The organism is Alloalcanivorax sp., from assembly GCF_964221125.1.
GTDB lineage: Bacteria > Pseudomonadota > Gammaproteobacteria > Pseudomonadales > Alcanivoracaceae > Alloalcanivorax > Alloalcanivorax venustensis.
Genome location: NZ_CAXPXK010000033.1, coordinates 64,897 through 90,521, shown reverse-complemented (window position 1 = coordinate 90,521; position 25,625 = coordinate 64,897). Strand labels below are relative to the sequence as shown.

The following is a 25,625-nucleotide window of genomic DNA, read 5'->3' as shown; positions in this document are numbered from 1 at the left end:
AGGCCTACCGGGCCGTGGACGGCGCCCAGACCAACGGCTTCGAGCTGACCGCCTCCGGCGAGATCCTGCCGCGCTGGCAGATGCTGGCCGGCTACACCCACCGGGTCACCGAGGACCCGGACGGGGACGAGCTGAACACCACCTCCCCGGAGGAGATGGTGCGCCTGTCCACCCGCTACCGGTTGAGCGGCCGGTTTGACGGCCTGACGGTCGGCGCCGGCGTGGCCTGGCAAAACCGGATCTACGCCTTCGTCGACCGCCCGGGCCAGAGTGGTCAATACAAATTCGTCCAGGACAGCTACACCCTGGTGGACCTGATGGCCCGCTACCGCTTCAGCCCGGCCCTGGCGGTGACCGCCAATGTCAGCAACCTCACCGACGAGAAGTACTACAACAACCTGGGCTTCTATAACGGCGGCTACTACGGCGACGCCCGTCAGTACAGCCTCAAGCTCAACTACAACTTTTAGGAGCATGATTGGTTAATAAATGATCATTGGTTAACCTTGTTACTTGTTGGAAGTTGACAGGGGCCGGCGCGCTGCTAGTCTGATGCGGACTGTTCAGAGAGATTTCATCATGACTGTAGCCGCCGCCACGCCCCTGTCCGACGCCGCCCCGAACGCCGTACGCCACGATTGGCACCGCGGTGAGATCGAGGCGCTGTTCACCTTGCCGTTCAACGACCTGCTGTTCCGGGCCGCCTCCGTGCACCGCCAGCACTTCGATCCCAACGCGGTGCAGGTCAGCACGCTGCTGTCGATCAAGACCGGCGCCTGCCCGGAAGACTGCAAGTACTGCTCCCAGTCCGGCCACTACAACACCGAGCTGGAAAAAGAGAAGCTGCTGGAAGTGGAGCGGGTGCTGGAAGAGGCGCGCGCCGCCAAGGAAAAAGGCGCTTCGCGCTTCTGCATGGGGGCGGCCTGGCGCAGCCCGCGCGCCAAGGACATGCCCTATGTGCTGGACATGGTGCGCCAGGTGAAATCCCTGGGGCTGGAAACCTGCATGACCCTGGGCATGCTCGACGAGGGGCAGGCACAGAGCCTGGCCGAGGCCGGCCTGGACTACTACAACCATAACCTGGACACCTCGCCGGAATACTACGGCCAGGTGATCACCACCCGTACCTACAGCGACCGCCTGACCACCCTGGCCAATGTGCGCGACGCCGGCATGAAGGTGTGCTGCGGCGGCATCGTCGGCATGGGTGAGAACCGCAACGACCGGGTCGGCCTGCTGCAGCAGCTGGCCAACCTGCCGGAGCATCCGGAGTCGGTGCCGATCAACATGCTGGTGAAGATCGAAGGCACGCCGCTGTCCGACGTGGACGATCTGGACCCGTTCGAGTTCGTGCGCACCGTGGCGGTGGCGCGGATTCTGATGCCCAAGTCCTATGTGCGGCTGGCCGCCGGGCGCCAGGAAATGAACGACGAGGCCCAGGCCCTGTGCTTCATGGCCGGTGCCAACTCCATGTTCTACGGCGAGCGTCTGCTGACCACCGACAACCCGGAAGCCACCCACGACCATCAGCTGTTCCAGCGCCTGGGCATCCATTCCCTGGACCCGCGCCACGAAGCCTCCGACGAGGCCCACGAGGAAGCGCTGCGCCAGCAAGTGGCGGAGAACGAAGCGGCGCAGAGCGGCTTGTACCACGATGCGCTGGCGTACAGCGGGCAGAGCCGGCGCGGCGCCAAGCACGTGCTGGACAAGGACACCGGCCGCCCTGCCCACCGGAAGCTGGACGCCTGAACCGCGCGGAGTCACTCCCTTGGCTTTCGATCTCACGGCGCGCCTGGACGAACGGCGCGCCCGGCAGCGCTTCCGCCAGCCGACGCTGATGGACGGCCCCTGTGGCCGCACCGCGATGGTGGACGGCCGCGAACACCTGAACTTCTGCGCCAACGACTACCTGGGCCTGGCCGGCGACCCGGAGGTGGTGGCGGCGTTCCGCGACGCCGCCGACCGCTGGGGCGTGGGCAGCGGCGCCTCCCACCTGGTGTGCGGCCACCAGCGTCCGCACCAGCAGCTGGAAGAGGCCCTGGCGGCGCACACCGGCCGCGAGCGGGCGCTGCTGTTCTCCACCGGCTACATGGCCAATATCGGCGCCATTACCGCCCTGGTCGGCAAGGGCGACGCCCTGTTCCAGGACCGCCTTAACCACGCCTCCCTGCTGGACGCGGGCCTGCTCAGCGGCGCCCGCTTCCGGCGCTTCGCCCACAACGATGCCGCCGCCCTGGCCGGACAGCTGGCGCGCAGCGACGCCGGGCGCAAGCTGGTGGTCACCGACGGCGTGTTCAGCATGGATGGCGACCAGGCGCCCCTGGCCGCCTATCTGGACGCCTGCGAAGCGGACGATGCCTGGTTGATGGTGGACGATGCCCACGGCCTGGGCGTGCTGGACGGCCAGGGCCGGGGCACCGCGTTCGCGCAGGGGGTCAACGGGCGGGTGCCGGTCTACATGGGCACGCTCGGCAAGGCGCTGGGCACCGCCGGCGCCTTTGTGGCCGGCTCCAACGAACTGATCGAAACCCTGATTCAGTTCGCCCGCACCTATGTCTACACCACCGCCATGCCCGCCGCCGTGGCCGCCGCCACCCTGGTGAGCCTGGACAAGGCGCGCCGTGAACCGCAGCGCCGGGCGCATCTGAACGCCCTGATCCAGCGGTTCCGCCGTGGCGCCGCCGAGCTGGGCTATACGTTGATGGATTCCGACACCCCCATTCAGCCGATCCTGATCGGCGACGACGGCGCCGCGCTGGCGCTGAGCCGCGCCCTGGCGGCGCACGGCGTGCTGGTGTCCGCGATCCGCCCGCCCACCGTGCCGGAGGGCCAGGCTCGCCTGCGCGTCACCCTTTCCGCCGCGCACCGGGAGGCGGACGTGGACCGTCTGCTGGGCGCCCTGGAGGACAATGCATGCCGCGTCTGATTCCTTTCCACAACACCTACAAGGCCACTGGCGTCAGCGACGACCAGGCCCGGGACATCGTGCTGATCCACGGCTGGGGCCTGCACGCCATCGTCTTCGACGACATCGTGCCGGCGCTGCTGGAACGCTTCCGGGTCACGGTGGTGGACCTGCCGGGGATGGGGCAGAGCCCGCTGCCCAATGACCCCTACACCCTGGACTTTCTGGCCGACCAGGTGGCCGCGGTGATGCCGGCGCGCGCCCATCTGCTGGGTTGGTCCCTGGGCGGGCTGGTGGCGCTGCGGCTGGCGCTGGATCACCCGGACCGGGTGCAATCCGTGGTCACGGTGGCCACCACGCCGCGCTTCACCGCCGCCGACGACTGGCCGGCGGCGATGAAGCCGGACATCTTCAACGCCTTCGAGCAGATGTGCCGCGAGGATTACGAAGGCACCCTGGTGCGCTTCCTGGCGCTCAACTGCAAGGGCGCCGAGAGCATGCGCCAGGACGTGGCGCGGCTTAAGGAGATTCTCTACTTCTGCGGCCTGCCCGCCCACCGGGCGCTGCGCGAGGGGCTCGCGATTCTGCGTGATACCGACCTGCGCGGCGACCTGGCGACGCTGGACATGCCGCTGCACATGATCTTCGGCGCGCGCGACAACATCGTGCCGGCGGCGGCCATGGCCGCGGTCGAGCCGCTGCTGAACGAGCGCGGCGACACCGCGCTGATCGAGCAGGTCGCCCATGTGCCGTTCCTGTCCGCCCCCGATACCTTTACCCGGGCCGTTTATGACTTCTATCGCCGACACCAGCTCATTGATGGATAAGGCGGCGGTGAGCGACCGTTTCGGTCGCGCCGCGCCCAGCTACGACGCCCACGCCGGCCTGCAGCTGGCCTGCGCGCTCAGCCTGCTGGACATGGCGCCGGCGGAACTGCCCGACAGCCACGCCCTGGAGCTGGGCTGCGCCACCGCGCCCCTGGCCCGGCGTCAGCAGAGCCGCTGGCCGGACAGCCGCTGGTTGGCGGTGGACCTGTCGCCGTCGATGCTGGCGGAGGCCCGGGCGCGTGGGCGCACCGGCGAGCGCTTCCAGCCGCTGTGCGCGGACGCCGAGAGGCTGCCGCTGGCCGACGCCGGCCTGGGGCTGGTGTATTCCAGCTTCGCGCTGCAATGGTGTTTGCCGGAGCGGGCCATGGCGGAAGCGGCCCGCGTGCTGGTGCCCAGCGGCCACCTGTTGCTGGCGGTGCCGCTGGCCGGTTCGCTGCACGAATTGCGCGACAGCTGGGCCGCCGCCGACGGCGCCCGCCGCCCGCGCCTGAACCGCCTGCCGGCGGAGGCCGACTGGCGCCGGGCGCTTGGGGGCGCCGGCCTGTTCCCCCAGCAGTGGCGGCGGATGGCGTTCACCGAGCACTATCCGGACGTGAGAACCCTGGTCCGGGCCTTCAAGGCCACCGGCGTCGACCATGTCCAGGGCGGCTCGACCGGCCTCACCGGCAAAGCGGCCTGGCGGGCCCTGTGCGACGCCTACGAAGCACGCCGCCAGCCGGCCGGGCTGCCGCTCACCTGGGACGTGCTGTTCGTAGAAGCAATCAAGGAACCCCATGGCTGATACCCCTTCCCCCGAACGTCCCCCGCTGCCCGTTCTCAAGGGCGTGTTCTTTATCACCGGCACCGACACCGAGGTGGGCAAAACCTGGGTCAGCTGCCGGCTGCTGGAGCGTGCCCGGGAGGCGGGCCTGAGTTGCTACGGGCTCAAGCCGATCGCCGCCGGCTGCGAGGAGACCGCCGACGGGTTGCGCAACGAGGACGCCGTGAATCTGATGGCGTCATCGTCGCTGGCGCTGCCCTATGACGTGGTCAATCCGGTGGCGCTGAAAGCGGCCATCGCGCCGCACATCGCCGCCCGGCAGGAGGGGCGTCGGATCAGCCTGTCGCAACTGGCCGGCTATGTGCGCGGTGCCCTGAGCAGCCATCCGGCGGATCTGGTACTGGTGGAGGGCGCCGGCGGCTGGCGGGTGCCGCTCAACGACCGGGAAATGCTGTCCGCGCTGGCGGTGGAGCTGAACCTGCCGGTGATCCAGGTGGTGGGGATGAAGCTCGGCTGCATCAGCCACGCGCTGCTCACCGCCGAGGCGATCCAGGCGGACGGGCTGCGCTATACGGGCACGGTGGCCAACTGTTTCGGTGAGATGGACGTGCGGGAGGAAAATCTGATCACCCTGCGGCAGCACCTGCCGGGGGCGTTCACGGTGATTTAGCGCCCGGCGTGGCCGGGCGCCGCCGCCGTCGTCAGACGTTCGGGTTCAGGGTGTAGGTGCCGGTCACGCTGGCTTGGTCGAGAATGTGCCCCTGCATGGCTTCCACCACCTGGGGGCCGCGAATTTCACCGCTCAGGCCCAGGGACGTCACGTCCAGCGCGTAGACGGTGAAGGTGTAGTGGTGCAGCCGCTCGTCGTTCCAGGGCGGGCAGGGGCCGTCATAGCCGCCATAGACGCCTTTCATGTCCGGGTCGCCGGCCAGGAAGTCGGTGTAGTCGTTGGCGCCGCGAATGCCTTTCGCGGTTTGCCCGATCTCCTTGCCGCGCGGCACCACGCCGTCGGCGTCCTCGCCTTCATCGATCTGCCGCACGTCGGCGGGAATATCCACCAGAACCCAGTGGTAGAAATCCGCCCGGGGCAGATCCGCGGGCACGGTCTTGCCGTCCTGGTTCACGTCGGAGGCATCGGTGGGCGCGTCCGGGTCCACCACCAGCAGGGCGAAGCCACGGGTGCCTTCCGGTACACCGTCCCACACCACCTTGGGGTTGCGGTTGTCGCTCAGGCTCATGTGTTCTTTGGGATCGGGTACCGCGAATGCGAACGGGCCGGGAATCGGCTGGCCTTCGTTCACGCCTTCCACAGTAATGCGCATGCTCTCCTCCTGATTGGCTTAAAAGTGCCGTCTCTACAATACGGCCTACCCCCAGCATTGCGTCTCCGGCACCGGTAATTCAAGCCCCGTGCGCCTTCGATTTCACGCAACGGCCGCGTACCTGTCATCGCCTTGTCAATCTTCGCTGGGCGTTTACAGGGTTTTACAGAGCGCAACAGTTTAGTACGGCCGTGCAACTGTTTAAGTGCAACTTCCTGCTTACGCTTTGCCTGGATTCTTTATTAGGGGAGATCGGGGTATGGATCGCAAGCGTCGTCGTCTGGTACAGGCCATGGCCGTGGGCAGTGCCGCCACCTGGGTAGCCGGTTGTGGTGGGGGGAGTTCATCCGATTCGCCGCCGCCGTCCTCGGCGGCGCCCAATCAACCGGAAACGCCGGAGACCCCGGCGCCCTCGGAGCCCCGGGTTCCGCGGGTGGACTTTTCCCACGGGGTGGCGTCCGGTGATCCGCTCGCCGACCGGGTGATGCTGTGGACCCGCGTTACCCCTCGGGAGGAAACGTCGGGCCCGATACCGGTGACCGTCACGGTGGCCCGGGACGCGGCGCTGCTGGATCCGGTGGCGCGCTTCGAGACCCAGGCCGACGCCGAGCACGATTTCTGCGTCAAACAGGACGCCACCGGGCTGGAAGCGGGGCGCTGGTATTACTACCGGTTCAGCGTGGCGGACCAGCGTTCGCCCATCGGCCGGACCCGCACCTTGCCGGCGGCGGACCGCTACGTGGACCGGGCCCGGTTCGCGGTGGTCTCCTGCGCCAACATTTCCCACGGCTACTTTTCCGTCTACAAGACCCTGGCCGAGCACGGCGATCTGGATTTCGTGCTGCACCTGGGCGACTACCTGTATGAATACGGCATCGGCGAGTACGGCGACGTGCCCGACCGGGACCCGGTGCCGCCCCACGAAATGGTGACCCTGGAGGATTACCGCCAGCGCCACGCCCAGTACAAGGGCGACGTGGACCTGCAGGCGGTGCACCAGCAATACCCGATGATCGTGATCTGGGACGACCACGAAAGCACCAACGACAGCTACCAGGACGGCGCCGAGAACCATCAGCCGCTCACCGAAGGCGACTGGGAGACGCGCAAGAACATCGCCCGCCGGGTGTATTTCGAATGGATGCCGATCCGCGAACAGAACCCGGGGGATTTCGCCACCATTTACCGGCGCTTCCAGTTCGGCGACCTGATCGACCTGAGCATGCTGGACACCCGCCTGGAGGGCCGCGACGAGCCCCTGTCGTTGCCCTTCGACCCGGCCCGCAACGACCCGGAGCGGCGTCTGATCAGCGACACCCAGATGCAGTGGCTGCTGGACGGCCTGAGCGCGTCCACCGCCCGCTGGCGGTTCATCGGCCAGCAGGTGATGTTCGCCCAGCTCAACATCGCCGAGATTCCTTCGCTCAACGAGCACGCGCCGCAACTGCGCGGCAATCTGTCGGCCATCAACATGGATCAGTGGGACGGCTACGCCGCGGACCGCTTGAAGATTCTCAACCACCTGGACGACAACAACATCGACAACGTGGTGATCCTCACCGGCGATATCCATACCTCCTGGGCCAGCGAAATCTATCGCAATCCGGGCACCTTGCTCGGCGACCTGTTTGACGCGCCCCTGGCCGCGGAATTCGTCACCCCGGCGGTGACCAGCCCGGGCTTTCCGGAAGGCGCGGCGGAGCTGGCCGGCGTCGCCGTGCCGGTGGTCAACCCGCACATCCGCTATGTGGAAGCCAAATCGCGCGGTTTCATTCTGATGGACGTGAACCACCAGCGTGCCCAGGCGGAATTCTATTACGCCCGCGACATCGAGTCCTTCGACCTGCGCGGGCAGATCGACGAAAGCAAAACCAAATTGGTGGCGGTGTACAGCGGTGACAGCCGGCTGCGCGAAGAAGGCCTGCGGCCCTCGCGCCCGCGCACCCTGCGCACCGCACTGTTCCACCCGCCGGCACCGGCGAGCGCATCCACGGAGGAGATGGCATGAACTGGACAATCCAACGACTGGCGCTGGCCGCCGCCCTGGGCCTGACCCTGGCCGCCTGCGGCGGCGACAGCGGCAGCGACGGCGGCGCCACGCCGCAGCCCAATGAGCCCGAGGAGCCGGAAACCCCGGTGGACCCGGAGCCGGAACCGGAACCCACGGTGCTGGAGCGGGTTCGCTTCCTGACCATCGGCGATTCCGGCAGCGGCTCGGACGGCGCCTACGCGGTCGGCCAGGCAATGGCGGATATCTGTGCCGTGAAACTGGGCGCGGAAAACGACCCCGAGCGGGCCGGCTGTGATTTCGTGGTCGGCCTCGGTGACAACATTTACGAGTCCGGTGTCACCAGCGTCGACGACCCGCAGTTCGAAGAGAAATTCGAGCTGCCGTTCGAGCCGGTGGACCTGCCGTTCTATCTGGTGCTGGGCAACCACGACAACACCGCCTATGTGGGCGGCGACGGCGCCGGCAACGCGCGCGGTGAATTCCAGGTGGACTACACCTACTTCGACGGCCGTCTGTCGGACCGCTGGATCATGCCGGACCGCTATTTCCAGCAGGACGCCGGCGAGACCGAGAGCGGCGCGCCGCTGGTGTCGCTGTTCGCGCTGGACTCCAACCCGATCGCCGGCGGCTTCGCCGACGCGGACCTGGATTACGCCTACCACACCTACGGCATCAACCAGCTGAACTGGGCGGTGAGCGCCATCGGCGGCTCCCAGGCGGAGTTCAAAATCGGCCTGGCGCACCATCCCTACCTGTCCAACGGCACCCACGGCAACGCCGGCAACTATGACGGCGTGCCCAGCCAGATCCTGCCGGTGCTGGCGGGCGACCGCTGGCGGGCGTTCATGGAAGAAGCGGTCTGCGACAAGACCGATTTCTTCTTCGCCGGCCACGACCACGATCTGCAGGTGCTCGACGCGGTGCCCGAGTGTGGCCGCACCGAGTTCGTGGTCAGCGGCGCGGCCAGCAAGACGCGCAGCCTGGACGACCCGGAGCGCAACCAGGCGCCGTTCCAGATCGGCGATGTGTACGGTTTCTTCTGGATGGAAGCGGTGGAAGCGGACAGCCAGGCCGGCACGCCGGCGCGGCTGTGCCTGGAAGCCTATGTGGTGGAGCCCGGCGTCGAGGGGCTGGGCGTGCTGGACGCCGGCCAGGCCACCCCGGCCTATCAGCGCTGCTACGACAAGCAGCCCGCCGCCGGCATCCCGGCCAGCAATGATTTCTCCAGCGATATCTTCACCAGCGGCGAGGCCTTCCCGCTGCCGCTGCCGGACGGCTTCGACGCGGACTTCAGCGGCCCCCTGCAGGCGTTCCGCGATCAGCTGATTTCCGGGTTCAACCAGGCCATGGCGGGCCTGCCGGAGGGGCCGCAGCAGGAAGTGGCGGCGCAGATTCTGGCCGGGCTGGATACGCTGTTCAGCGCCCTGGACGGCGCCGCGGCGGCGATCTCCGGCGGCGACGACGCGGATATGAGCCAGGCGTTCCAGGGCGCGTTGGCGGCGTCCCAGCAGTTGGAAGCGATCGACACCAGTGTGTTGCCGGCGCCGTTTGACCAGCTCGGCGGTGCCTTCCAGGCGCTCAGTGAAGGGTTCGGCAACAGCGCCGACTTTGAGGGCGAGTCCTCCGGCACCCTGCAGGATGTGGCGTTCCTGGCCGGCCCGCTGGTGCAGCTGGCGCGCAACCTGGACAACATCGTCGACGGCGTCGACGAGCAGACCCCGGACGTGCCGGTGTTGTCCGGTCTCACCAAGGTGCTGTCCAGCGTATCGCTGGGTCTGGCCAACACCCTGGAGCAGTTGGTGCTGCTCGACACCAGCGCCACCGGCGAGCAGTTGGTGGGCACCATCCAGCTGGTCCTGGAGCAAGTGGTCAACGACGTGCTGTGGCTGGAGAGCGTCGACCAGGCCACCTTGCCCGGCAACCTGGTGTCCACCGCGCTGGCCTTTTTGACCCGGGAAGTCACCGAGCAGCTGGATAGGGGCCTGAGCCCGCTCAGCGGCTTGCTGGACCTGCTCTCGCCGGTGACCAACCTGCTCTCCGGATTGCTCGGCTTTCTCTAGCCGGTCCGGCTAGTCCCGCTGGCACAGCCAGTCGGCGATCATCGCCCAGCTCTCCTGCTGGGCGGTGGCGCCGCCGAGAATGCCCATGTGGCCGCCGGGGATGGTGACGTAGGTCTTGTCCCGGCTGCCCACCAGGGTATCCATGGCGTGGCTGCAATCGCGAGTGACAATGGGGTCCCCGGCGCCGGTGATATTGAGAATGCTGGCCTGGACGCGGCTCAGCTGGCCACCGCCGCCGGGCATCGGCAGCTGGCCCCGGGCCACCACGTTGTCCACCCACAGATAGTGAATGATGTCCTGAATCACGCCGCCGGGGTAGGCGACCATGTCGTTCAGAAAGGCGCCGTTGGTGGCGTGGGCACTGACGAAATCCCGGTCGTGCAGGTTCTTCACCAGGTTCCAATAGCCCTGCACGCTGGCCACCGGGTTGGTCAGCTTGAACGCCAGGCTGTTGGCCCACCCCGGTGACCGCAGCCAGGCCGGATTGAGGTCATGGGCACGCAACCCGGTACGCCGGCGCAGCCACTTCAGGTTGCGGCTCAGGCGCCGGTACTGTTTGCCCAGGGCGCCGTTGCGGTGATAGTCCGTGGGCGTGCCCACCAGCACCAGATTGGCGAGGTCCGGGTCCTGCCCGAGCCCCGCGTAGCAGAGGCTGAACAGGCCGCCGAAGCTCCAGCCGTGCAGGCTCAAGCGGCGCTCGCCGCTGTGCTCGCGCACCCGTTCCAGCAGCGCCGGCAGCTTTTCCGCGAAGTAGGTCGCCAGGCTGTGATGGTTTTCCGCCCGCCCGGGCCGCCCCCAGTCCACCAGATAGAGCTCGAAGCCCCGTGCGCGCAGATAGCGCACCAGGCTGCGCCTTGGGAACAGATCGTAGATCAGCATGTTCACCGCCAGCGGCGGCACCAGCACCAGCGGCGTACGCTGGGTGCGGGTACTGACCGGCACCACGTCGCCGTTGTCCAGTTCGATCTCGGTGTCCCGCAGCGGCGGGTAATAGCGCAACTGCACCAGGCCGTCATCGCTGATCACCTGAAAAGGCGTGGCGTCGGCCTGCACCAGGGCGTCGCTGCGGAAAAGGCGCTGGCCGGCGTTGCCGAGCCAGCGGCGGGCGGATTTCAGAGACGGCACCGAGGGCGCCGACAACATGGCCATGATTCAATCCTGCGAGCCGTTTTCGGGGCCGCGAAGTGTAGCGGGGAGGATCGAAACTGGCCGTCGCCGAAGCGACATGGGCGCCTGGCGCCGGGGTAAAACTAGAAGATGCCGGAATCCAGGCCGGCGGCCATGTACATGCCCAGCTCTTCCACCTGGTCGGCGAAGGCGTCCTGCCACTCGCCCTTGCACACCAGCGGGTCCTGCACCCAGTTCCAGCGCAGGCCGGTGACGATCGATTCCACCGCCCGGCGGGTGCCGGTGCCGTCCAGGCCGGCGCGGATATAAAGCGCGCAGGGCAGCCCCTGCTTGTCGTCGATCACCGCGTAGTAGGTGCGGTCAAAGAAGTCCTTCAGCGCGCCGCTCATGTAGCCCAGGTTCTCGGTGGTACCGAGCAGAATGGCGTCGCAGGCGAGCACGTCCTCCGGACCCGCCTCCAAGGGCGGCTTCCAGGTCACCGACACCTGCTCGATATCCGGGTGGCCGGCCCCCTTCAGGGCCGCGTCCACCAGCCGGCGGGTGTTCGGCGACGGCGCGTGCGCGACGATCAGTAGCTGTTTGCGATTACTCATGGGCTCAGTGTAGGTCATCCGGCGGTGAGTCTCATCGTTCCTCTCATCACTTCGCCGTTGAGAGTCCGGCTTGCTTTTGTGACAAGCCTCACATAAAAAGGTCGGGCTATATTCAGGAAAGTGCTTATAAAAGGGAGATAAGAATGAAACGTTTAGTTTTGGGGGTGGCGATTACCGTGATGGCGCCCGCCGCATTGGCGTCATCGAATCTGGATTCTTCTATCTATGTGGCGGCGGAGTTCACGCACACGGATTTTGGTATTTCCAAATCTGACTTCCCTGCCATGTCAGTGGGCGGGACCACCTTCGCGCCGACGGATGTCGATTCGCGGGATAGTGGTACCCATTTCCTGGTCGGTCTGCGACCGCACAGGAATTTTTCTTTTGACGTGGGGCGTATTGATTTCGGCGATGCATCCGTCACGTACCAGCCTTTCAGTATTGAGAGTGAGGTCTCGGTGGACGGGCTGGCATTGGGGGCGAACGCCTTGTTCCCGCTACACAACCAAGTCACTTTGTTCGCCCGGGTCGGGATGCTTGACTGGGATCTGGACGTGGAAGGCAGCGCAGCCGGCACGACTCTGGTAACCGGCGGCGATGATGGCTCCGACCCGTTCATGGGGGCCGGCTTCCTGTTCGGGTGGGACGCATTGAAGTTCCGGGGCAGTTTTACCCGTTATGAGATCGACGGCGACGACCTGGACACCTTTAGCGCGGGCTTGCAGTACTTCTTCGCTATCTAGCGTCGGTTCATTGCGCGTTAGCGAGAGGGCTCTCTCCATCGGGGACGCCGTCGCCCCGGGGGCCAGACAACCGCGAGGACCATTCTACTGCAAGGCAAGCTCCCACAATCCGCGCTTTGTAGAATGGTCCGGGCGGCGTTTCTGACCCGTGGCGGTTCCGCTGCCCAGTGAGCGGGGCAATGGTGGTGCCTGGAGGGAGATGTTTGGCCATGGACGGCCAAACTAACAGCGATCAGGGAAGACTTGAGCGGTCCCGGAAGGCACCACCATTGCACCGCGTCCCTGATGGAGGGTTCCAATGGTGATCAAAAGAGCTGCCGCTAAAGCGCGGAAAACCTGAATCTAATCAATGTAATCCAGCGGCAGGGCGGAAGTGTCGATCACCCGGCGCATCACGAAGCTGGAGTGGACGCCGCTGACGCCCTCGATGCGGGTGATCTTGTTGAGCAGGAACTGCTGGTAGTGGTCGATATCCGGCACCACCACCTTGAGCAGGTAGTCCGCCTCCTGGCCGGTGACCAGATAGCACTGCTGCACTTCCGGGTACTCGCCCACGGTGGCTTCGAAATTGGCGAAGCGCTCCGGGGTGTGGCGGTCCATGCTGATCTGGATCATCACGGTGAGATCGAGCCCCAGCTTGCGCGGGTCGAGCACGGTTTCCCGGCGCAGGATCACGCCCGCCTGTTCCAGCTTCTGCACACGCCGCGAGCAGGGTGAGGGGGACAGGCCGACCTGTTCCGCCAGCTGCTGGTTGGTGAGGCCGCCGTCCTGCTGCAAGGCGCGCAGGATACGCACGTCGGTACGGTCGAGATTTGCCGGTTTTTCCTTGGCCACGCAATAAACCCTCGCGTTTCGGTGGTTTCTGGCTCTTTCATTGCTAAAAGTGGCGAATATTCCGGGAAAAAGCAAGCACATTGCCGGGCCAGGCGCCTAGACTGTGTCCTGTCGCTGCGGGAAGGCCATAAGCCGGACCGCAGTCGGTCACGGGCCTCCGCCTTACCGGGCGGGGGTCGGTACCGAACCCAACGCCACGGCTTGATCAGCCGCGCGGCCAACACACCGGCGATCCCGGACCCGGCCCAGGCATACCGAATTCAAGGAGTCCGTCATGAGTTTTGATCATCGCAAATACGCGCCTTTCCCCGTCGTCGATAAGCCGGACCGCCGCTGGCCGTCCCGCCGCATCGAGAAAGCCCCCCTATGGGCGGCGGTGGACCTGCGCGACGGCAACCAGGCGTTGATCAAGCCGATGAACGTGGCTCAGAAGAAGCGCTTTTTCCAGTTGCTGGTGGAGCTCGGCTATAAGGAAATCGAGGTGGGTTTCCCGTCCGCCAGTCAGATTGACTACGATTTCTGCCGGGCCCTGATCGAGGATGACCTGGTGCCCGACGACGTCAGCATCCAGGTGCTGACCCAGGCGCGCCAGGAACTGATCGAGCGCACCTTCGAATCGCTGCAGGGCGCCAAGAAGGCGATCGTCCACATCTACAACGCCACCTCGCCGACGTTCCGTCAGCAGGTGTTCAATGTGGACAAAGAGGGCTGCAAGAAGATCGCCGCCCAGGCCGCCCAGTGGGTGCGGGATTGCGCCGCCGCCCAGCCGGACACCGACTGGAGCTTCCAGTATTCACCGGAAACCTTCAGTGCCACCGAGACCGATTTCGCCATTGAGGTGATCGACGCGGTCAACGACGTGTGGCGCCCGGATCAAGGCCAGCGGGTGATCATCAACCTGCCGGCCACCGTGGAAGTGAGCACGCCCAATGTGTTCGCCGACCAGGTGGAAACGGTCAACGACAACATCCGTTACCGCGAGCACGTGCTGATCAGCGTCCACACCCACGACGACCGTGGCTGCGGCGTGGCGGCGGCGGAACTGGCGGTGATGGCCGGCGCCGACCGGGTGGAAGGCACCCTGCTGGGCAACGGCGAGCGCACCGGCAACATGGACCTGGTGACCGCGGGCATGAACCTCTATGCCCAGGGCATCGACCCGGAAATCGACTTCTCGCGCATGAAGGAGATCATCGCGCTGGTGGAGGAGATCACCGAGATCCAGACTCATCCGCGTCACCCGTACGCCGGCGATCTGGTGTTCACCGCCTTCTCCGGCAGTCACCAGGATGCGATCCGCAAGTGTCTGGCCCAGTACAAGCCGGGTGACACCTGGCGCGTGGCGTACCTGCCCATCGACCCCCACGATCTGGGCCGCCGCTACGAGGAAGTGGTGCGCATCAACTCCCAGTCCGGCAAGGGCGGCGTCGCCCATGTGCTCGAGCGGGACTTCGGCCTGACGCTGCCGCGCTGGTTGCAGCAGGAGCTGGCGCTGGTGGTGCAGCAGGACGCCGAGGAAGACGGCGGCGAGATCACCGGCGAGCGCATTCATCGTCGCTTTAACGGCGACTACCTGAACGTGCCGGCGGGTTGGACGCTGCGCTCCTACGACCTGCACCGCACCGACGCCGGCGTCAAAGCCAGCATCAGTGTCGGCGAAAAAGGCGACACCGTGGATCTCAACGGTCAGGGTGAAGGGGCGGTGGGCGCCCTGGTGGACGCGCTCAACCGTCGCCACGGCTGGCAGATCCGCGTGGAGGCTTTCGATGAGTCGTCCCTGGGCGATGACACCGAAGCCAACGCCATGGCCTGTGTGCGGGTGCGTGTCGGTGAGCGGGTGCAGAGTGCGGTGGCGCTGGCCGCCGACACCACCGCCGCGGCGTTGCAGGCGATCCTGTGCGCCGCCGGTCGGGTGGCGGAAACCGCCGACGTGGAGGCGCCGGCCCGGGCCCAGGCCTGAGCCGCCGCCGGTTCAGATCTCCAGAAACGTCTCCAGAACCCGGCCCAGGCGTCGCTGCGCGGCGCTGAAGCGGGCCGGGTCCGCGAGCATCTCCGCTTCGCTCTGAATCCAGGGCCCGTCCTTGAGTTCGTCGGCGCATTCGCGACACAGCGCGCGCGCCTCGTGTTCACCCAGTTCCAGATGAAACTGCAGCGCCAGCACCCGGTCGCCGAACCGGAATGCCTGGTTCTCACAGCCCCAGCTGCGTGCCAGATGCACGGCGCCGTCGGGAATCGCGAAGGTGTCACCGTGCCAGTGCAGTACCGGCGCGCCGTCATCGAACAGGGCGCCGATCGGATCGTGCCGCCCGGCGTCGGTGCTCTGCACCGGAAACCAGCCGATCTCCGGCTCCGGGTTGGCGGTCACCGGAGCGCCCAGCACGCGGGCGATCAGTTGCGCGCCGAGACACACCCCCAGCACCTTTTTGTCCGCCGCGATGCACTGTTCGATAAAACGCTTTTCCGCCGCCATCCACGGGTAGCGGGCTTCGTCGTCGGCGCCCATGGGGCCGCCCATTACGATCAGGGTATCCAGCTGCTCCGGTTCGGGCAGCGGTTCGCCTTGGTAAAAGCGGGTGGCGGACAGTCGCGCGCCGCGCTGTCCCAGCCAGGTTTCCATGGTGCCGAGCTTTTCGAACGGTACATGGGACAAGTAGTGAACGCGCATCAGAACAGATACTCCGCTTGCAGAATCGCCAGCGCCTGCTCGCCCTCGCCGTACAGCATCAGGCGCTGCCCCTGGATCTCGAACCGCCGGGTGCGCTCCAGGGCGTCGGTGAAGGCCTGGGCCTGATCCGGGCCGCTGCAGGCGCGCTTGGTGGTGGCCAAGGCTTCCAGGGTAAGACGGCCGTCGTCGTTTTGGTAGCCGCCGGAAAGGCTGTTGCAGCCGGTGCTGCCCTTCACCCGCTGCCCCTCGCTGTGAAATACCAGGTGCGCCTGGGTGTTCTGGTCCCGGGGCGGCGGGGTCTGCTCGTCGCCCACCTGGATCAGTTTCCAGTAGGTGTCGGCGAACGGCGGCTCGGCGGTGGCGGCGTGCAGCGACAGGCTGGTCGGGCCGTCCGAGGCGCCGTTGAGTACCCGGTGGGGCGCCGTGGTGGTGAACTGCACGGCGCCGTCCAGGATCACGCGGGCGTCCACCACGTAGCGGTGCGTGTCGTCGATCATGTCGCCGTTGTAGTAGAGCCGGAACGGCATCTTGCCGTCTTCGACCACCAGGCGTGTCAGCCGTTGAACCACCGGGGTGGCGTCCGCCGCGCCCTGGTCCCGGAGGGTCAGCACCAGCACGCTGGTGTCCGGTACCTCGGCGTCGTCGGGCAGCACCACCTGGCCTTCCAGGGTGCCCACGCCGGATGCGTCGCGCCGGTAGTCACCGGCGAAGGGGCCGTCGCCGGCCAGCGTCAGGGACGGGTTCTCCAGGGTGATGGTGAGCGGGTCCTGGTTCAGGGGGTCGTCGTCGCGGGTGTTCAGGTAGCTGAGCAAAAGGGTGTCGTCGTCCTGTTTTTCCCAGCGCACGCCGCGGTGGCCGTGGTCGCCGACCAGATAGAGCTGGCCGTCGTTCTCCAGCACCAGCGCGTGCAGCGGGTTCTCGCCCTCGGGCCGCCAGATGCCGGCCAGGCCGTCGCGGGCCTCGGTGGCGTCCTCGGGCGATGGGGCCGAAACGGGCTCCACGGGTGACGGCGTGTCCGTGTTGTCACAGGCCGCGAGGGCGAACAACAACGGCAAGGCGAACCAAACAGGTCTCATAGGGCGGTCTCCGGACTACGGGAAAGCGGACGGTCGGATTGTAGTTGCGGCCGCGGGGCGGCGGATGGGGTTCAGAGTCCCCCGGCGGCGGATAAGTTCGCCGCGCCGCGGTCAGGGTGGTGGAATCCTGACCAGCGGCAGCTGCTTCTGAATCCACAGTGTGCGCTGTTCGACGTACACGGTGGTGCCGCGCACATCGTAATAGCTGGGGCGGGGCAGCAGTACCGCCAATTGCGCCGCCTGGGCCGGGCTCAGGGTTTGCGCGTCGACGTCGAAATAGTGCCGGGCGGCGGCCTGGGCGCCGAACAGGCGGTTGCCCCACTGGGCGGTGTTCAGATACAGCTCCAGGATGCGCTTCTTGGACAGGGTCGCTTCCAGCATCAGCGCGATCAAGGCCTCCTGAATCTTGCGGGCGTAGGACTTTTCACTGCTCAGGAACAGGTTCTTGGCCAGCTGCTGGGTCACCGTGGAGCCACCGGCCACCGGGCGGCCCGCTTCCTCGTTGCGCTCGATGGCATGGCGGATGCCGCGCCAGTCGAAGCCGATGTGCTCCATGAAGCGGGCGTCCTCGGAAATCAGCACCGCGCGCTTGAGGTCGTCGGCGATCTGCTCGTAGTCCCGCCACTCGTAGCGCACCGCGCCGTGCTCCCGGGCGCGCTCCATGAACGCGGTGTCGTCCGGGTTGTGGTCGCGCAGTTCCAGCACCGGGATCAGATAGCGCAACTGAGAGGCCACACCGACGGCGATCACCAGCGTCAGCGCGATGAGAAAGAATCGTTTCATACGGGAATCGGCATCCTGCTCCGCAAGAGGCTTATCTTCGCCAAAACGGCGGGCGTTGTCAGGTACTCAGTCCCCGCTTCGGTGATTTTCCCCCGTTGCCTGGTCGCCGGTGGCGCTCAGCGCGGCGACCGCCTCCCGGTTGTTGACGAACAGATTGTCTTCACCCAGCTCCGCCATCAGGCCGGTGTGGTCGAGCACGTCGCGAACCTGTTTCTTGACGCCGGAGAGCGTCAGCCGCACGCCGCGCAGGCCCAGGTCACGGCGCAGGGTGGCCAGGGTGTCGGCGCCGGTGGCGTCCATGGCGTTCATCGCCGAGGCGCAGATCAGCACCACCCGGATCTCCGGTTCGGCGCGCAGTCGCTCGCGGATAAAGCGGTCCAGCAGCGGCGCGGTGATGTAGGTCAGCGAAGCGTCCATGCGCAGCGCCAGCACCCCCGGCGCCACCGGCGGCAGGCCGTGCAGGGCACGGTCGCGCAGGGTGCCGGCGGCGTGCAGGCCCAGCTCGATCAGGCGCGGGTGCGAGCGGCGGTACAGGAAGAACAGGATCGACAGCAGGAAGCCGGTGAGTACCCCCCAGTGCAGGTAGGGCACCGAGGCCAGCGTAACCAGGAAGGTGGCGAGGCCGACCAGGCCGTCGTCCACCGAGGCCCGCCACAGGCGGACAAAGGCCATCGGGTCAAGCAGCCCGAATACCGGCACGATAATGATCGCCGCCAGGATCGCCCGGGGCAGGTGTTGCAGGTAGCCGGTGAAAAACAGCAAACACAGCAGGGTGCAGAGGGCCGCGAACAGCGCCGACCAACCGCTGGTGGCGCCCACATAGCGATTCAGCGCGGTACGGGAAAACGAGCCGCTTACCGGGAAGGCGCCGCTCAGGCCGCTGGCCACCTTGGCCAGCCCCTGGCCGACCAGCTCCTGGTTCTGATTCCACAGCCGCCCGTCCGGCGACGGCAGCGACCGGGCGCTGGACATCGCCTCGGTGAAGCTGATCAGCGCGATGATCACCGCCGCCGGCAACAGCGAGCGATGCTGCTCCATGGTCAGGGCGTCGGGCCACTGCAGCACCGGCAGGCCCGAGGGGACGGTCCCCACCACGTCGCCGCCCAGCGCCTGAAAGCCCAGCCAGGCGCTGAGTGCGATGCCCAGCACGCACACCAGCAGGACGCCGGGAAAGCGCGGCAGGGTACGCTTCTGCAGCCATAACAGCAGTAAGGCGCTGGGCCCGAACACCAGGGTCCATAACCAGGCGGCGTCGGGGTGCAGGCCGTGGTCGGCCAGTTGTCTGAGCGCCGGGAGCAGTCCCTCACCGGAGAGGCCCAGCAGGGCGGGCAGCTGCGACACCAGAATGATCAGCGCGGCGGCGTTCAGAAAGCCGGTGATCACCGCGTTGGAGACGAAGTTGGCGATCACGCCGAGCCGCAGCGCGCCGAGCAGGAACTGGATAACGCCGGCGTAGAGGGCGAGCCAGATCGCCAGGGTCACCCAGTGCGGGCTCTCCGGCTCCGCCATCGGCGCCAGGGCCGCGTAGGTGAGCAGGCTGGTCAGCGCCACCGGACCCACCGCCAGCAGTGAAGACGACCCCCAGAGAATGCCGATGATGCCGGGCAGCAGGGCGGCATAGAGACCGGTGATCGGCGGCATCCCGGCGAGGGTGGCGTAGGCGATCGCCTGCGGAATCAGCACCAGACCCACGGTGATACCCGCGACCGCGTCCTTGCGCAGCGCCGGCCCGGTGGGACGGGGCCATTGCAGGAAGGGCAACACAGCTTGGATCCAGGACGTCATTAAAAAAAGCTCCGCAGGCCGCTCGCCGGGGCGCCTGGACGCGGTGAGCGTCGGCGCGGCAGGAAAATTTAATGGTACTAAATTATTTTTGCCGCTTGAAGCGCGAGCAGGGTCCGGAAACAAAAAAACCCGGGCGGGGCCCGGGTTTTTCGGTGTTGGTGGAGGCGGGGGGGATCGAACCCCCGTCCGCCAGCAATCCGCCTGTAGATCTACATGCTTAGTCGTGTCTATTGATTTAAGTGGCTGCGGCCCGACAGACAGGGCGCAGTCACCGAGTCCCTAAAGGTTTTAACAGCGCCATCCGGGACGGACTTTGCTGCGAGCCTGTGTAGCGATGCTCGCCTCACTTCCCCACAGGCTGGGTCGTTTGGCGATAAGCAGGGTTTAAGCTGCTAGTGCGTAAGTATCGTCGTTTGCGATTACTTTAATGTGCCACAAGGTATTTACGAGCATTGCGACGCTACTCGACATGCACCACAGGTTTCTTTACCGGCGTCGAATCCATGTCGCCCCCTGTTGCGGTCATTGTAGGAGATGGGGACGCGGAAGTCGAAGACAAGAGGGTGGTGTTTTTCGCTATAACAGTGCTTTACAAATATTGTCCGACAATCAAACCGGCTGATATGGGTTTGTCACATTGAGGGTGCATCATCGGGGCTGTGTCGCAGTGGATGCGACCACAATGAGCCATTCATTGAGGAGTGGAAACGATGAAGACGATCAACCATCTTTGGGCGCCGGTGGCGGCGCACCCGCTGCTGGCCCGGACCCTGCAACTGGTGCTGACTCTGGCCCTGTACGCCGGCGGTGCTTACGCGGTCGCTCTGGTGAGCGGCGACGCGCGCATCCCGCTGGTGCTGTACGCGGTGTACTTCCTGCCCGCGGTGCTGCGGTCCTGGTTGCAGTTCTACTGGCGCCTGCGTGATGACGTGAAGTCGCTGGGCGGACACCGCGGCAAGACCAACAAGGCGCTCTAGGGCGCCTCGAACGGACGCTTCCGCCGGCTCAGCGCTGGCGGAGGATGCGCTGTTTCTGCCGTTTCCAGTCGCGCTCGCGTTCGGTGGCGCGCTTGTCGAACTTCTGTTTGCCCTTGGCCAGGGCGATGTCCAGTTTCACCAGGCCGCGCTTCCAGTGCAGGTTCACCGGCACGCAGGTGAAGCCGTCCTTTTGCACGCCACTGAACAGCCGCGCCAGCTCCTTGCGGTGCAGCAGCAGCTTGCGGGTGCGCTGGGGGTCCGGCACGGAGTGGGTGCTGGCGGTGGGCAGGGGCTCTATCCGGGCGCCGAACAGGAACGCCTCGCCCTCCTTGAGCATCACGTAGGATTCGGTCAGGTTGCCCTTGCCCTCACGCAGCGCCTTCACCTCCCAGCCTTGCAACGACAGGCCGGCCTCGAAGAATTGTTCCAGGTGATAGTCGAAGCGCGCTTTGCGGTTTTGCGCAATGGCGTTCGGAGACGATTGTTTTTTCGGTTTGCCCATGGGGCGGCGATTATAGAGAGTGGCCGCGGCCCTGGCGAGGGCCGTGGCACTTGTTTCTGCGCCCGGGCGGGTAAGCGGTTACGTACCCGCGCTTGAGCGGCCTGGCGAAAATCAAGACAATGGCCCGATTGCGTCGAGGGGTAAGTTGCCGATGAAGAAGGAATACAAGCCGGTCCACGGTATGTGGACCAGCCGGTGGGTCTTTATTCTCGCCGCCACGGGCTCCGCCGTGGGATTGGGTAATATCTGGCGGTTTCCCTACATCACCGGGGAGTACGGCGGTGGCGCCTTCGTGGTGCTTTATCTGCTCTGCATCGCCCTGATGGGGATTCCGATCATGGTGGCGGAAGTGATGCTCGGCCGCCGTGGCGGCCTGAGCCCGATCCACACCATGTCGAAGCTGGCGGAGCAGAGCAAGGTGACGCGCCGCTGGGCGGGCATCGGTTACCTGGGCGCGTTGTCGGGCTTTTTGATCCTGTCTTTCTATTCCGCGGTGGCCAGCTGGGCGCTGATCTATGTCTGGGAAGCGGCCCAGGGCGTGTTCCAGGGCATCACGGCGGTGCAGTCCAAGGCGCACTACGAGGACATGCTGGCCAATCCCTGGCTGCTGCTGGGCTCTCACACCCTGTTCATGGTGATCACCATGGGCGTGGTGGCGCTGGGCGTGAAACAGGGCCTGGAGCGCGCCGTGCGCGTGCTGATGCCGGTGCTGTTCGCGCTGCTGGTGGTGCTGATCGGCTATGCCTCCACCACGCCGGGTTTCGCCGAAGGCGTGGGTTTCCTGTTCGCGTTCGATTTCTCCAAGCTGTCCGGCGAGGCGGTGATCGTGGCGCTGGGCCAGGCGTTTTTCACCCTGAGCCTGGGGATGGGCGCGATCATGGCCTACGGCGCTTACATGCCCCGCGAGATCAAGGACAAGAGCGGCCGTTCTCGGCCGGTGTCCATTGTCTCCTCGGTGGTCACCATCGCCGTGCTGGACACCCTGGTGGCGCTGGGCGCCGGCCTGGCCATGTTCCCGCTGCTGTTCACCGGCGGTCTGGAAGTCGGCCAGGGGCCGGGCATGATGTTCGTGACCCTGCCGCTGGCGTTCGGGCAGATGCCCGGCGGGCTGCTGTTCGGCACCCTGTTCTTCGTGCTGGTGGTGTGCGCGGCCTGGAGCTCCTCGATTTCCCTGGGCGAGCCGATGGCCGCCTGGCTGGTGGAGCGCGGTCTGGGGCGCGGCACGGCGGCGCTGGCGGTGGGTCTGGCGGCCTGGCTGCTGGGCGTCGGTTCGGTGCTTTCCTTCAACGTCTGGAAGGAGCATGAATTCCTGGTCGGCACCTTCTTCGACAATATCGAGTTCCTGTCCACCAGCGTCATGCTGCCGCTGGGCGGGCTGTTGATCGCCATCTTCGCCGGCTGGGTGATGAAGGAGACCCATGCCCGCAAGGAGCTGGCGATGAAGAGCTTCCCGCTCTATCTGATCTGGCGGGCGCTGGTGCGGGTGGTATCGCCGACGGCGGTGATCGCCCTGTTTATCTACTCCCTCTGGTCGGTGCTGGCGGCGGACGACGGCAGCGCCGAGGCCGGCGCCGACGGCGACCCGGTGGAACAAACCGCGCCCGCTGACCAGGAGACACGCTGATGGCCACGGATCGGCTGCATGTGGAGGTGGTCTACGCGCTGCCCGAGAAGCAGCGGCTGATCGCGCTGGACGTGCCCGTCGGGACCACCATGCTGGAGGCGGCCCGTGAGTCGGGCATCGCCGAGCATTTCGAGGGGCTGGATCTGGAGCGGGCCGCCATGGGCGTGTTCGGCAAGGCGGAGCCGGCGCCGGCGCAGCGGGTGCTGATGGACGGTGAGCGTGTGGAAATCTACCGGCCGCTGAAGATCGACCCCAAGGCGGCGCGCAAGGCCCGCGCGCAGCGGGCCGGCAAGGACTAGCTGCGCGGGATCGGTACCGAGGTGGCGTCCGGGGTGGTCTGGGTGCCCGGGTCCGGGGCCGGATCGTTGAGCGGCTCCGGATCGACCACGTTGTCTTCCTTGCGATCGCGGGCGCGCTGCTCCAGCTCCCGGTCGCGCCGGCCGGAGGTGCGCTCACGCACGTTTTCCACCGGCTCGCCGTCGTAGTGGCTGTACTGGCCCCCTTCGAAGAACACCACGATCTGCTGTTCCACGGTTTCCGCGTTACCGGTCTGGTAATGCAGTAAATAGAACCAGGTGTCCGGCGTGAACGGGTCGGTCAGCGTTGGCGGACCGAGCACGAAACGCACCTGTTCCGGCGTCATTCCCGGCTCCAGGTCGGCGAGCATCTCCCCGGTAACCACGTTACCCTGAGGAATATCAATACGATATACCCCCGGGAAGCGCAGGGAACTGCAACCGGCCAGCAGGACGGTCAATAACAGCGATAGTGCAATGAACCTTGGCATGGTGTTTCGACTTGGCATAATGTTCGGGCGATAATACAGACTTGGCAACAGGGGACAAGGTTCCCGAGAGAACCGGACATCCTCCACGGCGGCATACGGAGCAAAGACATTGGATAATCAGGATCTTAGAAAAGCGGGTCTGAAGGTGACCCTGCCGCGGATGAAAATTCTGCAGCAGCTGGAATCCTCCGAAGAACGCCATCTCAGCGCCGAGGACATCTACAAGGCTTTAATGGATACCGGCGAGGACGTGGGCCTGGCCACGGTTTACCGGGTGCTGACCCAGTTCGAGCAGGCCGGCATCGTGCTGCGCCACAATTTCGAGGGCGGCTCCGCCGTGTTCGAGCTGGCCGATGAAGAGCACCACGACCATATGGTGTGCATGGAGACCGGCGAAGTGGTGGAGTTCATGGACGAAGAGATCGAAAACCGCCAGCACATGATCGCCGAGAAGCACGGCTACGAAATCGTCGATCACTCCCTGGTTCTCTACGTCAAACCGAAGGGCAAAAAGCGCTGACAGAGGCGCCGGGCCCCCTCTCTAGGCCACCCGCTGACCCTTGTCCAGCATCTCGCGGGCATGGGTGAGGGTGGACTCCGTAATTTCCACGCCGCCCAGCATGCGGGCCACTTCCTCCACCCTGGCCCCGGTATCCAGGCTCTGGATGCGGGTGTGGGTGGTGTCCTTGCCCTGAATCTTGTGCACCTGCCAGTGCTGGTGCCCCTGGGCGGCGACCTGCGGCTGGTGAGTGATGCACAGCACCTGGGCGTGCTCGCCCAGTTCGCGCAGCAGGCGGCCGACGATCTCCGCCACGCCACCGCCGACCCCCACGTCCACCTCGTCGAAGACCAGGCTGGGCACGGTCAGGTTGCGCGCGCAGATCACCTGAATCGCCAGGCTCACCCGCGACAGCTCGCCGCCGGACGCCACCTTGGCCAGGGCCCGTAGCGGCTGCCCCGGGTTGGCGGAAAAGCGGAACTCCACCTCTTCCAGGCCGTCCGGCCCGGGTTTGCTCTCTTCCAGCACGGTTTCCAGGCGCGCCGCCTTCATGCCCAGCGCCTTGAGCTGCTTCTGGATTTGCTGGGTCAGGCGGGTGCCGGCCTCCCGGCGGCGCCGGCCCAGGGCGCGGGCGCTTTCCATATAGGTTTCGCGGGCCGTCTGCTCGGCGGCGGCGAGCGCTTCCAGATGCTCGTCGAAATGCTCCAGGGTGTTCGCTTCCTCGGCCAGCTTGCGGTGGTGCTCAATCAGTTCCTCGGGGCGCAGGCGGTGTTTGCGCGCCAGCGTGTAGGTCTGGTCGAGCCGTTCTTCCACCTGGCTGAGACGCTGCGGGTCCAGATCCAGCTTTTCCAGGTAATGGCGCAGGTCGTCGGCGGCGGCCTCCACCTGCAGGCGGGCGGATTCCACCGTGTCGAAAACCGTGGCCAGGGCGTCGTCGCTGCGGCGCGCCTCCTCCACCCAGTGGCTGACCTGGCCGAGCTGATCGTTGCAGGTGCCCTCGTCGCCGTCGTAAAGGGCGGTGACCGCCTGCTGGCAGAGCCGTATCAGCGCTTCCGCGTTGCCCAGGCGCTGCTGCTCCTGTTCCAGTTCCGGCAGCTCCCCTTCGCTGAGCGCCAGGGCGTCCAGCTCCTCGAGCTGAAAACGCAGCAGTTCCTGCCGCTCGGTTTGCTCGCGGGCGCCGGCCAGTGCCTGGTCGTGGGCGCGGCGGGCCTTCTGCCAGGCGCGCCAGTGCTCGCGCACCTGCTCCGCCTGGGCGCCGGCCTCGGCGAAGTTGTCCAGTAACTGGCGGTGGGTTTCCTTGCGCAGCAGCGCCTGGTGCTCATGCTGGCTGTGGATGCTGATCAGCATCTCGCCGAGCTCCCGGACCTCGGTGAGCGGCGTGGGGGTGCCGTTGATGTAAGCCCGCGAGCGGCCGTCCGCGCGCACCGTGCGGCGCAGCAGGCACTCGTTGCCGTTGTCCAGTTCCCGCTCGCCCAGCCAGGCCCGGGCCGCCGGGTTGTCGGCCACATCGAAGGTGGTGAGTACTTCCGCGCGGTCGCAGCCGGGGCGCACCACGGCGCTGTCGGCCCGTTCACCCAGGGTCAACGACAGAGCGTCGATGATCACCGACTTGCCGGCGCCGGTCTCGCCGCTGATCACGGTAAGGCCGGGCTCGGGCTCCAGCTCGAGCTGGTCGACGGTGGCGAAGTGGCGAACACTGAGGTGCGTGAACATGGACTGTCCTTTTGGCCAGTAGTGAGTCGAT

General features: G+C 66.3%; 25 protein-coding genes and 1 other RNA gene. 14 read left to right on the top strand and 12 right to left on the bottom strand.

The genetic code is table 11. The features are described 5' to 3' along the window. The 6 genes from ACEQZD_RS04665 to bioD all read left to right on the top strand — a co-directional run. A partial coding sequence (locus ACEQZD_RS04665; protein ID WP_370184297.1) for a TonB-dependent receptor domain-containing protein occupies positions 1 to 470 on the top strand: 470 nt, incomplete at its 5' end. A 109-nt stretch (positions 471 to 579) separates the two neighbouring features. After that, positions 580 to 1,749 carry a biotin synthase BioB gene (bioB, locus tag ACEQZD_RS04660; RefSeq protein WP_194854929.1) on the top strand — a complete coding sequence of 390 codons (1,170 nt, stop codon included), beginning with the start codon at positions 580 to 582 and terminating at the stop codon, positions 1,747 to 1,749. Positions 1,750 to 1,768: 19 nt separating this feature from the next. Next, positions 1,769 to 2,926: an 8-amino-7-oxononanoate synthase gene (bioF, locus tag ACEQZD_RS04655; RefSeq protein ID WP_335629203.1), complete on the top strand. Its 1,158-nt coding sequence runs from the start codon at positions 1,769 to 1,771 to the stop codon at positions 2,924 to 2,926. Next, positions 2,914 to 3,732, top strand: a complete 819-nt coding sequence (gene bioH / locus ACEQZD_RS04650; protein WP_370184296.1) for a pimeloyl-ACP methyl ester esterase BioH — start codon at positions 2,914 to 2,916, stop codon at positions 3,730 to 3,732. Before bioF ends, bioH begins: the two co-directional genes overlap by 13 nt. Then, entirely contained in the window at positions 3,695 to 4,513 is an 819-nt protein-coding gene (locus tag ACEQZD_RS04645) for a methyltransferase domain-containing protein (RefSeq protein ID WP_370184294.1), read from the top strand. Before bioH ends, ACEQZD_RS04645 begins: the two co-directional genes overlap by 38 nt. Continuing rightward, on the top strand, positions 4,506 to 5,162 hold the full coding sequence (gene bioD, locus ACEQZD_RS04640) for a dethiobiotin synthase (protein ID WP_370184291.1): 657 nt from the start codon (positions 4,506 to 4,508) through the stop codon (positions 5,160 to 5,162). The genes ACEQZD_RS04645 and bioD overlap by 8 nt, the downstream gene beginning before the upstream one ends. A 31-nt stretch (positions 5,163 to 5,193) precedes the next feature. On the opposite strand, the gene ACEQZD_RS04635 is transcribed toward bioD, so the two are convergent. Further along, positions 5,194 to 5,814, bottom strand: coding sequence for a YbhB/YbcL family Raf kinase inhibitor-like protein (locus ACEQZD_RS04635; protein WP_214012374.1), 621 nt, complete (start codon positions 5,812 to 5,814; stop codon positions 5,194 to 5,196). Positions 5,815 to 6,073: 259 nt separating this feature from the next. On the opposite strand from ACEQZD_RS04635, the gene ACEQZD_RS04630 reads away from it, so the two are divergent. Then, positions 6,074 to 7,822 carry an alkaline phosphatase D family protein gene (locus ACEQZD_RS04630; RefSeq protein WP_335629199.1) on the top strand — a complete coding sequence of 583 codons (1,749 nt, stop codon included), beginning with the start codon at positions 6,074 to 6,076 and terminating at the stop codon, positions 7,820 to 7,822. Next, a complete protein-coding gene (locus ACEQZD_RS04625) occupies positions 7,819 to 9,885 on the top strand; it encodes a metallophosphoesterase (RefSeq protein WP_370184287.1) in 2,067 nt (688 codons plus the stop codon). Before ACEQZD_RS04630 ends, ACEQZD_RS04625 begins: the two co-directional genes overlap by 4 nt. A 9-nt stretch (positions 9,886 to 9,894) precedes the next feature. On the opposite strand, the gene ACEQZD_RS04620 is transcribed toward ACEQZD_RS04625, so the two are convergent. After that, entirely contained in the window at positions 9,895 to 11,034 is a 1,140-nt protein-coding gene (locus ACEQZD_RS04620) for an alpha/beta fold hydrolase (RefSeq protein WP_335629197.1), read from the bottom strand. A gap of 101 nt (positions 11,035 to 11,135) precedes the next feature. Further along, entirely contained in the window at positions 11,136 to 11,606 is a 471-nt protein-coding gene (locus ACEQZD_RS04615) for a flavodoxin family protein (RefSeq protein ID WP_335629196.1), read from the bottom strand. Positions 11,607 to 11,749: 143 nt separating this feature from the next. Between ACEQZD_RS04615 and ACEQZD_RS04610 the strand changes: the two genes are divergently transcribed. Continuing rightward, positions 11,750 to 12,349 (top strand): hypothetical protein, encoded by a 600-nt coding sequence (locus ACEQZD_RS04610; protein WP_335629195.1) that lies wholly within the window; start codon positions 11,750 to 11,752, stop codon positions 12,347 to 12,349. Between the two features lie 342 nt (positions 12,350 to 12,691). Here ACEQZD_RS04610 and ACEQZD_RS04605 read toward each other — a convergent pair whose 3' ends face one another. After that, positions 12,692 to 13,183, bottom strand: a complete 492-nt coding sequence (locus ACEQZD_RS04605; protein WP_142948284.1) for an Lrp/AsnC family transcriptional regulator — start codon at positions 13,181 to 13,183, stop codon at positions 12,692 to 12,694. 274 nt (positions 13,184 to 13,457) lie between these two features. Between ACEQZD_RS04605 and ACEQZD_RS04600 the strand changes: the two genes are divergently transcribed. Beyond that, complete coding sequence (locus ACEQZD_RS04600; protein ID WP_142948285.1) at positions 13,458 to 15,143, top strand: 2-isopropylmalate synthase; 1,686 nt, start codon at positions 13,458 to 13,460, stop codon at positions 15,141 to 15,143. A 12-nt stretch (positions 15,144 to 15,155) separates the two neighbouring features. On the opposite strand, the gene ACEQZD_RS04595 is transcribed toward ACEQZD_RS04600, so the two are convergent. The 5 genes from ACEQZD_RS04595 to ssrA form a co-directional block, all read right to left on the bottom strand. Next, a complete protein-coding gene (locus ACEQZD_RS04595; RefSeq protein ID WP_335629194.1) occupies positions 15,156 to 15,848 on the bottom strand; it encodes a type 1 glutamine amidotransferase in 693 nt (230 codons plus the stop codon). Beyond that, positions 15,848 to 16,924 carry an META domain-containing protein gene (locus ACEQZD_RS04590; protein ID WP_335629193.1) on the bottom strand — a complete coding sequence of 359 codons (1,077 nt, stop codon included), beginning with the start codon at positions 16,922 to 16,924 and terminating at the stop codon, positions 15,848 to 15,850. The genes ACEQZD_RS04595 and ACEQZD_RS04590 overlap by 1 nt, the downstream gene beginning before the upstream one ends. A gap of 111 nt (positions 16,925 to 17,035) precedes the next feature. Next, complete coding sequence (mtgA, locus tag ACEQZD_RS04585) at positions 17,036 to 17,707, bottom strand: monofunctional biosynthetic peptidoglycan transglycosylase (RefSeq protein ID WP_142948288.1); 672 nt, start codon at positions 17,705 to 17,707, stop codon at positions 17,036 to 17,038. A 66-nt stretch (positions 17,708 to 17,773) separates the two neighbouring features. Continuing rightward, entirely contained in the window at positions 17,774 to 19,492 is a 1,719-nt protein-coding gene (locus ACEQZD_RS04580) for a SulP family inorganic anion transporter (RefSeq protein ID WP_335629192.1), read from the bottom strand. 156 nt (positions 19,493 to 19,648) lie between these two features. Further along, positions 19,649 to 20,006: a transfer-messenger RNA gene (gene ssrA / locus ACEQZD_RS04575) on the bottom strand. Between the two features lie 196 nt (positions 20,007 to 20,202). On the opposite strand from ssrA, the gene ACEQZD_RS04570 reads away from it, so the two are divergent. Continuing rightward, positions 20,203 to 20,469, top strand: a complete 267-nt coding sequence (locus tag ACEQZD_RS04570) for a hypothetical protein (protein WP_142948290.1) — start codon at positions 20,203 to 20,205, stop codon at positions 20,467 to 20,469. A gap of 28 nt (positions 20,470 to 20,497) precedes the next feature. Here the strand turns inward: ACEQZD_RS04570 and smpB are convergent, their stop codons facing one another. Beyond that, positions 20,498 to 20,971 carry an SsrA-binding protein SmpB gene (gene smpB / locus ACEQZD_RS04565; protein WP_067606157.1) on the bottom strand — a complete coding sequence of 158 codons (474 nt, stop codon included), beginning with the start codon at positions 20,969 to 20,971 and terminating at the stop codon, positions 20,498 to 20,500. 151 nt (positions 20,972 to 21,122) lie between these two features. Between smpB and ACEQZD_RS04560 the strand changes: the two genes are divergently transcribed. After that, positions 21,123 to 22,595 (top strand): sodium-dependent transporter, encoded by a 1,473-nt coding sequence (locus ACEQZD_RS04560; protein ID WP_142948291.1) that lies wholly within the window; start codon positions 21,123 to 21,125, stop codon positions 22,593 to 22,595. After that, the gene (locus ACEQZD_RS04555; protein WP_370184283.1) at positions 22,595 to 22,894 is read left to right on the top strand and encodes an RnfH family protein; all 300 of its coding nucleotides are present in this window, start codon (positions 22,595 to 22,597) and stop codon (positions 22,892 to 22,894) included. The genes ACEQZD_RS04560 and ACEQZD_RS04555 overlap by 1 nt, the downstream gene beginning before the upstream one ends. On the opposite strand, the gene ACEQZD_RS04550 is transcribed toward ACEQZD_RS04555, so the two are convergent. Beyond that, on the bottom strand, positions 22,891 to 23,382 hold the full coding sequence (locus tag ACEQZD_RS04550; RefSeq protein WP_142948293.1) for an outer membrane protein assembly factor BamE: 492 nt from the start codon (positions 23,380 to 23,382) through the stop codon (positions 22,891 to 22,893). The genes ACEQZD_RS04555 and ACEQZD_RS04550 overlap by 4 nt on opposite strands. 109 nt (positions 23,383 to 23,491) lie before the next feature. Between ACEQZD_RS04550 and fur the strand changes: the two genes are divergently transcribed. Then, the gene (fur, locus tag ACEQZD_RS04545) at positions 23,492 to 23,902 is read left to right on the top strand and encodes a ferric iron uptake transcriptional regulator (RefSeq protein ID WP_067606162.1); all 411 of its coding nucleotides are present in this window, start codon (positions 23,492 to 23,494) and stop codon (positions 23,900 to 23,902) included. Positions 23,903 to 23,923: 21 nt separating this feature from the next. Here the strand turns inward: fur and recN are convergent, their stop codons facing one another. Continuing rightward, positions 23,924 to 25,594: a DNA repair protein RecN gene (gene recN, locus ACEQZD_RS04540; protein ID WP_142948294.1), complete on the bottom strand. Its 1,671-nt coding sequence runs from the start codon at positions 25,592 to 25,594 to the stop codon at positions 23,924 to 23,926. Positions 25,595 to 25,625: the final 31 nt, after the last annotated feature.

What these genes read in the sequence shown, in the direction of transcription:
- bioB (WP_194854929.1), top strand. Translation starts at nt 580, where the DNA reads ATGACTGTAGCCGCCGCCACGCCCCTGTCCGACGCCGCCCCGAACGCC.
- bioH (WP_370184296.1), top strand. Translation starts at nt 2,914, where the DNA reads ATGCCGCGTCTGATTCCTTTCCACAACACCTACAAGGCCACTGGCGTC.
- ACEQZD_RS04645 (WP_370184294.1), top strand. Translation starts at nt 3,695, where the DNA reads ATGACTTCTATCGCCGACACCAGCTCATTGATGGATAAGGCGGCGGTG.
- bioD (WP_370184291.1), top strand. Translation starts at nt 4,506, where the DNA reads ATGGCTGATACCCCTTCCCCCGAACGTCCCCCGCTGCCCGTTCTCAAG.
- ACEQZD_RS04635 (WP_214012374.1), bottom strand. Translation starts at nt 5,814, where the DNA reads ATGCGCATTACTGTGGAAGGCGTGAACGAAGGCCAGCCGATTCCCGGC.
- ACEQZD_RS04630 (WP_335629199.1), top strand. Translation starts at nt 6,074, where the DNA reads ATGGATCGCAAGCGTCGTCGTCTGGTACAGGCCATGGCCGTGGGCAGT.
- ACEQZD_RS04625 (WP_370184287.1), top strand. Translation starts at nt 7,819, where the DNA reads ATGAACTGGACAATCCAACGACTGGCGCTGGCCGCCGCCCTGGGCCTG.
- ACEQZD_RS04620 (WP_335629197.1), bottom strand. Translation starts at nt 11,034, where the DNA reads ATGGCCATGTTGTCGGCGCCCTCGGTGCCGTCTCTGAAATCCGCCCGC.
- ACEQZD_RS04615 (WP_335629196.1), bottom strand. Translation starts at nt 11,606, where the DNA reads ATGAGTAATCGCAAACAGCTACTGATCGTCGCGCACGCGCCGTCGCCG.
- ACEQZD_RS04610 (WP_335629195.1), top strand. Translation starts at nt 11,750, where the DNA reads ATGAAACGTTTAGTTTTGGGGGTGGCGATTACCGTGATGGCGCCCGCC.
- ACEQZD_RS04600 (WP_142948285.1), top strand. Translation starts at nt 13,458, where the DNA reads ATGAGTTTTGATCATCGCAAATACGCGCCTTTCCCCGTCGTCGATAAG.
- ACEQZD_RS04595 (WP_335629194.1), bottom strand. Translation starts at nt 15,848, where the DNA reads ATGCGCGTTCACTACTTGTCCCATGTACCGTTCGAAAAGCTCGGCACC.
- ACEQZD_RS04590 (WP_335629193.1), bottom strand. Translation starts at nt 16,924, where the DNA reads ATGAGACCTGTTTGGTTCGCCTTGCCGTTGTTGTTCGCCCTCGCGGCC.
- mtgA (WP_142948288.1), bottom strand. Translation starts at nt 17,707, where the DNA reads ATGAAACGATTCTTTCTCATCGCGCTGACGCTGGTGATCGCCGTCGGT.
- ACEQZD_RS04580 (WP_335629192.1), bottom strand. Translation starts at nt 19,492, where the DNA reads ATGACGTCCTGGATCCAAGCTGTGTTGCCCTTCCTGCAATGGCCCCGT.
- ACEQZD_RS04570 (WP_142948290.1), top strand. Translation starts at nt 20,203, where the DNA reads ATGAAGACGATCAACCATCTTTGGGCGCCGGTGGCGGCGCACCCGCTG.
- smpB (WP_067606157.1), bottom strand. Translation starts at nt 20,971, where the DNA reads ATGGGCAAACCGAAAAAACAATCGTCTCCGAACGCCATTGCGCAAAAC.
- ACEQZD_RS04560 (WP_142948291.1), top strand. Translation starts at nt 21,123, where the DNA reads ATGAAGAAGGAATACAAGCCGGTCCACGGTATGTGGACCAGCCGGTGG.
- ACEQZD_RS04555 (WP_370184283.1), top strand. Translation starts at nt 22,595, where the DNA reads ATGGCCACGGATCGGCTGCATGTGGAGGTGGTCTACGCGCTGCCCGAG.
- ACEQZD_RS04550 (WP_142948293.1), bottom strand. Translation starts at nt 23,382, where the DNA reads ATGCCAAGGTTCATTGCACTATCGCTGTTATTGACCGTCCTGCTGGCC.
- recN (WP_142948294.1), bottom strand. Translation starts at nt 25,594, where the DNA reads ATGTTCACGCACCTCAGTGTTCGCCACTTCGCCACCGTCGACCAGCTC.